Here is an 8027-nt window from a genome sequence, read left to right as displayed (position 1 = left end):
GTTTTTAGATTTCCATGTTCCCATGATATAAGCATACAATAATATCTAACTTTTGGCTACCTTAACCCACCGTCTAAAGTCAGTGGGATTGCGGTAGCCTCATTTCAAAAGGCAATAATTTACTTTTTTATCAAAATGCTTTTCTACTTGGATCTTTCTATTATTTACCAGATCAAAAATAGTTCTATATACAATAACCGGTTTAAATACTTCACTCAAGTCCAGACTCAACGAAAAACGGCCTTCTGAAGGCTCATGCAAGTAACTGATTCTCTGATCCAAATGCGTCCGGAAAATGGCAGAAATTGTCTTCGCATACAGCAGAGTATTACCAAAAGAAACCATCGCATTCATAGGATTATCCGGCGGACGCTTTACTCTCTTATTCATCACAAAATCTTCCGGAAGAAAATATGGAAAACAACTATAAAAACGCATCCACAATTCCCCCTCCACTGACATTAATATTTTCACATTCTCTGCCTGATCCACGGAAGCATAAAATTCTTTTTTTATCCAGTCAACCGTTTCTTTTACCTCTTTTTTATTATGTTTATAGTAATGATACAAAATTTCATAAATATTAATTCCAATTCCCCTTACAACCGCTTTCGCTATTTGCATCCTCTGATTCTGAAACTTTTCCACCTGTTTTACAAGAAGTCGTCCACTCATATACTGATCTTTCGGATAGAATGTCCCACTGTACCCACCATAATAATTAAAAAAATGAACCACTACATGATTCTGACCCAGAAAGTCTAAAAGCTTGCTGTTGATAGACACCTCATTCAGACAATAAATTTCCTTTGTATTTTCAATCGGAATATAAACGTTCTTTCCATCTTTGCGAAAACAAAGAGAGTTATCCTTTCTACTTAATTCCCCCATAGATGTAATGTACTTTGTACTTCCCATAAGCATTTTCTCCTACAAATCTATAAATTTATAAATCTAAATATAACAGTACTCATAATACGCACATTTTTTGCACTTAGCAGTATTCAGTACTTCTGGTACTTCATTTCCAGCCAACAACTGTTCTATTTTTTCCTCATAGTCCTTCAATTGTTCTTCCAACTCTGGCGTCAGTTCTACAATTTCTACTTTGTGAGCTGATTTATTCTTCTCAATAAATTCCAGTTTTCCTTTCCGAATCACTCCCTTTTCCTTCAAAATTTTCAAATATAATAGCAACTGCCATCTCGATGCTTCCACATCTGCATCTGATTTTTTTACCTCAGTCAAATATTCTTTTGTCAATTTGTCCAATCGAACATTCTCAATCGCAATTTCCGTGTTATCGAAACTATCACGCTCCTCGTGCAATGCTTTTCCAATTTGAACTTCTTCACTGTTGTCCTCTAAATTCATACGATTTCCAAATAAATAACACTGACGCTTACAATGAAAATAATAATTCATCAAAGTTCCTGTTACTTTCGTTTTCAATCCCTCCCTCATAACATTATTTAATTGTTTTCGCTAAATTTTTTTAATCTGCCATATCAAAAATTTTCTTTTCTTTATATTTTCTCACTTAAAATTCCCCACAACTCACCTTCCTTCTTAACTTCTTTCTTATATAAAATCAACAAATTCCTGATCTTTTCCCTGCAGCCGCTCCCGATTTAGTTTTCCGTCTTCAAAATATACGTCACTATCTTCAATATAAAAAAGTTCACCAATTTTATCGTTGTACTTTTCAATGCTTGTATTCTGATTCGTCTTATAAATAAACTCATTCATCTGACTCATTAGCTCTGACAACCTTGTTTTCTTCTCTGCATAGTCCATCGAACAGTCCTGGAGCAATTCCGCATATTTACCCCACAGTTTGGAACCGCTTATCACCGTTCCATCCACTCTCTCTAAATCTCGCGCCAGATAAACCGATACACTCCACGCATCCTCAGAAATCAGTCTCATTCTCTCCTCTATTTTCCGCCAATAAAGTTTCATCACAGACTCTTTAAAAAACGCATCCAATCCATCCTGCCCGACATTTTGAGAAACATTGCGTTTCAAACACTCCAACACTTTCTTATAGTAGCAATCGAATTGTTTTTGTTCAAAATATTCTCTGATTTCTGAATTTTGTATCGTCAATTCCGCTGCTGTCCTCACATCTTCATTTCCATAAATCACTTTCTCATCATCCAAATCAAAAAAGTAAACTTTTCCATGTTTGGCAAAAGACCGATTAATTCTTCCAATAAACTGCTCTTCACTATCCATTTTTGAAATATCTTTATAACCAATGTCCATATCAAGATCAACTCCTGCTTCTATCACCTGCGTCGCAACAAGCACAATCCCGGACATATTTTCTTTTACGCACGTCAAAATTCGCGCTCGCTCTGATACGCTATCATCGCCGGACATATACTCCACTTCACATTCACAACTTACATCCAAACGCTCCCTCAACGATCTATAAAACTCAAACGCAGTCTTCTTTTTAATAAATTCCACCAATACCTTTTTTCTACTCTGCGCAGACGCTTCCACATGATTCAACAATCTTTCTATAAATGCTTCCCGTTGTTCCTCTCGTTCCTCCCTTCCCACTTTTCTCTTCTCAAGCAGCTCATAAGAAATAACAGCTCGATTTTTAAAACACGGATGTTGATAATACTTTTCCCGATTTCGATTTAAAATAACTGCATCTCTCATTTGCTCTGTTATCAAATCCAAATTCGGCAGAGTCGCAGACATAATCAAAATTCGCACATTCAATAAATTGGCAATCCCTTTTAAAAAGTAAATAATCTCTCCCCAGATTTTATATCGATAGCTCTGTATTTCATCTAAGACGATCACACTGTTTACTAACTGATGAAATGCCATCGCCGATTCTTTTCTTGCTCCAAATATCGTATCAAATAAACTGACATGCGTAGACAAAATCATTGGATAATTCAAAAACTGCCTGTCCAAAAGTGCTCTCTGATAATAGCTTCCAAAATTTTCTTCTCCTCCAGATTCTTCCTCTCCCTTGTCTCCCTTGGAAAGATCCACTTTAATCGGAGTCAACGCATTTACCACTGCAATGCTTTCTAAGATCTCTTTGTTCCCCTTAAAAATCTCCTGCAATGTCTCTTTATTCTGTTCCACTAGCGTGTTAAACGGATAAATATAATACAGTTTCTTCAAATGAGAATCTGTTTTCATCAACTGAAAACTCAAATTGATTGCCGTATTGCTCTTTCCACTTCCCGTCGGTGCTTCCAAATAAAAAATCTTTTCATCAAGATGTTTTTTTAATTCGGTCTCCGCATCAAGAAACATTTCCGTGCGAAGCTCATTCATATTCGTCACACGTTCAAAGTCTTGTCTTGTTTTCGGATATTCTTCGCTCTGGTACTTTCGAATTCCTTTTATACGTTCCGTACTTTCATAGGCATCAATCCATCCGCTGATCTCCTCTACATTTCCAAGCTGTTGCATCTCAACACCCTGTTCAAACTCCGCCGTCGCATAATAATCAGATGCAATCAAAAGAGAATACAACATTCGCACATACACATATTCTGCGATACTCTTTTCTTTGGAAGAGTTCCATTTTTCTTCCCACATTTTACTACATGGCTTTCTAAATCCTTTGTCGATATCATTCTTGCTGATTTCACAGGGACCTAAATATGTTTTACATTCTTTATTTTCAATAATATCTAGTACACTGCTTCCACGTTCAAACTGAGCAGAATGCAAAAACGATTCAAAATCTGTCAAATTGCTGTGATGCCGATCAATAATATATGCATGTAACACAATCAACAACCGGAAAAAAGCTTTATTTTCTATCTCTTTATTTCTAATTTTACCTTTTAATTCTTTCTGAAAATAATCCATATATATCATAGAAGAGACAACCGAATGATTTGATGCAACATCCTCAAAACAATATTCTGATTTTTTATTTTCTCCCCTATGATTCTTCATTTTCTCCACCTGAAACGCCGGATTGATTTTCCCAATATCATGGAATGCCGGAATTGCAAGAATCAACTCTTTCCAAAACTTTTTTTCCACCTCTGAACAACAACCATCCTCATACCACACTTCAATCATTCGATCAAAAAAATGATCAAGTTCTTTCTCATTCCAAATTCTTGCAAAATATTTTACTGTACGTTCAATATGTTCTAGCAAAGATTCTCGCTCAATTTTTCCTGTCTCTTTGTTCTCGCGAATATGTGCGTCAAAATTTTCAGGCTTATCAATCAACTTTGTAATTTGCTCCAATATACCAGAAATCTGCGTCTCCGTTATTGCCAATACAATTCCTCCCTTGTCAACAATAAAAACCGATTTTTCTCCGCTTGCCATTATACTTTATACTCTAACTAATCATACGCCAAAGAAGCCCGGCTGTTTCGCCAGGCTTCTCTCTTTCTAATAAAACACAATATTTTTTCCGTCACTGAGCTGGTAAACAGGCTGTTTGTCTGTCATCTCAAGATAATAATTCGTATAAAGAAACGTTTTCAATTGATATAGATTTGTCCATGAATCCAATGAATACGGAAGTGCTTCCCTGTATTTAAAACTTCCAATATCTTCTTTCTTTTTTTTGATCCACACTTTCTCATCAAGATCTTCCAAAAGCTCCGGATTGTTCTTCTCAAGATTTTCCCATTGTTCTTCTAACAATTCCTCTATGTCATCTAAATCAAGATCTAACACTTTTACAGACTCTATTGGCACAAAACAGTTCAACTGTCCCTGTGAAAACTCAACATCATTCGCTTCTTCTAATCTCACATTTTTGATGTCTGCCATGTGATCATTTTTTCCAAGATATGGATAATACACACAACGATTTTCACAAATCGCACTCTTTAACTTTTCTGCCTCTGGAGAATCAATTAATACTGCAATCTCCCAGCTTGGATTTTCCAACCACTGTTCCTTGATAATCCAGTTTCCTCCTTGTTCCTTTGAGGCGTATCCAACAGAATTATTAAAGTTCTGTATCTTCTTTGGAATTAATCCGTGTGGATATACTGGAAGAACCGAAATATGCAAATCCTTGAGTTTCTCATAAAAGTCTGGAAATCCTTCGCTCAATTTTCCTTGCCGACGTTCCTTTCCATAACCTTTCATCTGATTATGTCCATCGTACCCCAAAATCGCACCAAACATTCCCAAAAGTGCTATCTTATGAATATTTCCATAAGTAAAATAAAAATAAGTATTCACTTCTGGTTTATGAAAACAGGCCGTGGAACCACTCAGTGAAAATCTCAGTATTTCCATTCTTTATACCCTTTCCTGAGTCCGAATATCATACACTTCCACATCATCACTCAATCCACCCAGTTCTGTTGTATATGGATTATAGTACACCTCAATCTTATGAATATGATTTCTCAACTTATCAAAAAGATCTCCACACTGAATCTGAATTCGATTCTTATCTTCTGTCTTCTCAAACGTCACATACTCAGACAGATTTGGAAGATATAAATCTATATCTGTCTCAACAAACAGAACAAATTCATTCTCACATCCCACTTTTGAATTCGTTGCAAACGAAGTTGTCGACACCAGAACGGTCCTATGAAAATTTTCATAATCCTCCTCTGTGTATCCTTCGGTAACTCCCATCTCAACGAATTCTTTATATGCCAGCGGATTAATCACAAATGGATAAAAGTAGTGCGCCTCATTGCTCACAATCTTTGTTCCAAGTGTGGAGTTCTTCTTTATATCTTCATCTTCCCCGGAATCTGTCATCTCTTTACTTTTATTCAAATCGGATGTTTTTTCTTTTGAAACACGAAATGGCGATAAAATATCCTGTTCTTCTACAACTGCTCCTTCATACTTGTTAAGTCCCTGTCCAATCTGAACTGCACCGGTAATCGCAATATTACTTCCAGATTCCGCAAATGTTGCGCCAAAGTTTTTGACATCCACCGCAGACATCAAATTTGTTAAAATTTCTTTAGCATCTTTACAATCCTTCAGATCCTTTACATGAAAGATTTGCTCATAACGCTCCTTTAACGTCCTCGGAAGCAGAGTTACTTCTCCCTTTTTCCCGACACTTGATAAACACATGGACTTAATATAAAGAACTTTCCTCCCCTCATTATCCCATAACTTTTTCATCGGATACTTCAATGCCTTATCACTGCCAAATATCGTTCCATCGCTAAGACTCTTTGGTTGCCCCGAAAAATCAGCATTCCAGTTTGCCATAATCGAAGAAATCCCAATCACTCCATACACACGCTTGTTCACTCTGTTTCCTCCTTTTTTGTATACATCACATTACTCTCTGCATATCCCCATAAAAATTTTTCCATATTAAAAGCTCCTGTTGGTGTGTAGGACATCACCATTCCCAAAAGTTTCTTTGCTCGCTTAGAATCATGAGAAATCGTATAATTATATTTCTTATAAATCTGTCCGATTCTACATTTTAAAACCTTGTCATTTGTTGCATTTAAAAATGGATTAACCAGTGACTGTGGTCTGTTTTTAGCCTTATTTAAAGAAATCAAATAGCCCACAAACTGTCCAACCGTAAAATAATACTCCTCATCATTTCCCTTTTCAATATGAGGAGATTCCTCCGTCAATACTTTTTTCTTAAATTTTTCTACAAGCTCATATCCCGACTCTTCCATGCCATTTTCCTCCTTCTTCCGAAAATATTCTTTGCATGACCAGAGAAAATTTAATTGCCAACTTGTTCGTTCTGGTTGATTTGCTAAAACAGAACGTTTTAATGCTCGTAATGTTACTTTTTCCAGCACGGTTTTCAAACGCCGGTCTAAATCTTCCCCAGAGCGTATCATGCTCCAATTTCTTATTGTAGCTCTTGCAAATAAAATATCACATCGCATCTCCTCATTTAATGCACTGACCTCTTCTTCCTTCCTCCATAAATTTCCATTCAGATAATTCAAAAACACTACATCATTGATACAATCTTTAAATTCCATTCGTGAATCTATTCTTTTAAACCATTCAGCATACTCAGGATGCCTCGTATACTTTGCATCCATAAAATTTCTAAAATAAAATGGATATTTCATTTCCTGTCTATATCCAGATAAATTATCCTGATACGAAATCTCCGTCTCTTTTCCCTTATTCAATCGAAGAAAATATCCGGAATCAATTTTTTCCTTACAAGTCTCTTTGCTGGTATACGAATAAATCTTATTTTTATCCGTGTCAATATAAATGTTCAATCGTCCTATCGCTGCCTGGTTTGTGAGATAATCAAAAAATTGTTTCTGCTGAATAACCTGTTTTTCGTTTAACAAATATGGTGCCGGATATTTTCGCGTTTTGATGGAAAGAAATGGTTTTTTAGCATTCATTCCAAGATTATTATCTGGTATTCCCAAAATCTCTCCATTTATTTCCACATTGTAATCATTGTTGTTGTAAATATTCGGAAGAAGATAACGTTGATCCTCGCGAATATAAGTTTCCTCATCCGCTTCAAAAAAGATCTTTAAATAACCTTTTTTGCTGAAATCTACACAATCTAAAGAGAATATGTGCTCTTTAATCCATCGTCTACAACGTTCCAATTCCTCCTGATCAACCGCTCCATTCTTTTCCTCGAATTCCTGATAAATCCGTACAGCTTCCTGGGATTTTCCATACTTCTTACCAATTGGATCTAACAGAGTATCATAATACCTATCAATAATTTCTGGACTCAACTTTCCAGACACAAGACTATCCTTTTTAATCCAAAATGATAAATAATTGTCTGAATGAATAACTTTCTTCGAATCCATCGGCTTATTCATAGAAATCAAACGGCTGTGGTAATCCATAAAACAAAATAGAGCAAAATGAAGTCCTCTTTCTAAAATAAGCCCCTCTTTTTTTTTCTTCAGTTCAATCTCTTCCTGAAACCGAATTGTTCCATCTCTTGTAACAAGCAAATATGTACCCGAAGCTGGCACATATTCATCTAAAATTTTTTGTTCTCCACCGCCCTGCTCCTCCAGAATTTTTTGAAAAACCGCAACACATTCTTGAAGCATTTA

The 8027-nt window shown here is 35.9% G+C and carries 6 protein-coding genes; all 6 read right to left on the bottom strand.

The window, feature by feature from the left end; translation table 11 throughout:
* Positions 1-99: 99 nt before the first annotated feature.
* Entirely contained in the window at positions 100-918 is an 819-nt protein-coding gene (gene cas1b, locus ACR0QE_RS07855) for a type I-B CRISPR-associated endonuclease Cas1b (RefSeq protein WP_432627815.1), read from the bottom strand.
* A 36-nt stretch (positions 919-954) separates the two neighbouring features.
* Positions 955-1452 (bottom strand): CRISPR-associated protein Cas4, encoded by a 498-nt coding sequence (locus ACR0QE_RS07850; RefSeq protein ID WP_432627814.1) that lies wholly within the window; start codon positions 1450-1452, stop codon positions 955-957.
* Positions 1453-1581: 129 nt separating this feature from the next.
* Entirely contained in the window at positions 1582-4332 is a 2751-nt protein-coding gene (gene cas3 / locus ACR0QE_RS07845; RefSeq protein WP_432627813.1) for a CRISPR-associated helicase Cas3', read from the bottom strand.
* Between the two features lie 66 nt (positions 4333-4398).
* Positions 4399-5262, bottom strand: coding sequence for a type I-B CRISPR-associated protein Cas5b (gene cas5b, locus ACR0QE_RS07840; protein ID WP_432627812.1), 864 nt, complete (start codon positions 5260-5262; stop codon positions 4399-4401).
* 3 nt (positions 5263-5265) lie between these two features.
* Entirely contained in the window at positions 5266-6252 is a 987-nt protein-coding gene (locus ACR0QE_RS07835; RefSeq protein ID WP_432627811.1) for a type I CRISPR-associated protein Cas7, read from the bottom strand.
* Complete coding sequence (locus ACR0QE_RS07830) at positions 6249-8024, bottom strand: CRISPR-associated protein (RefSeq protein WP_432627810.1); 1776 nt, start codon at positions 8022-8024, stop codon at positions 6249-6251. Before ACR0QE_RS07830 ends, ACR0QE_RS07835 begins: the two co-directional genes overlap by 4 nt.
* Positions 8025-8027 lie beyond the last annotated feature (3 nt).

Origin of the sequence: Brotaphodocola sp. (assembly GCF_050873065.1) — a bacterium.
Lineage (GTDB): Bacteria > Bacillota > Clostridia > Lachnospirales > Lachnospiraceae > Brotaphodocola.
The sequence above is the reverse complement of the archived record's forward strand: the minus strand, read 5'-3'. Positions and strand labels throughout refer to the sequence as shown.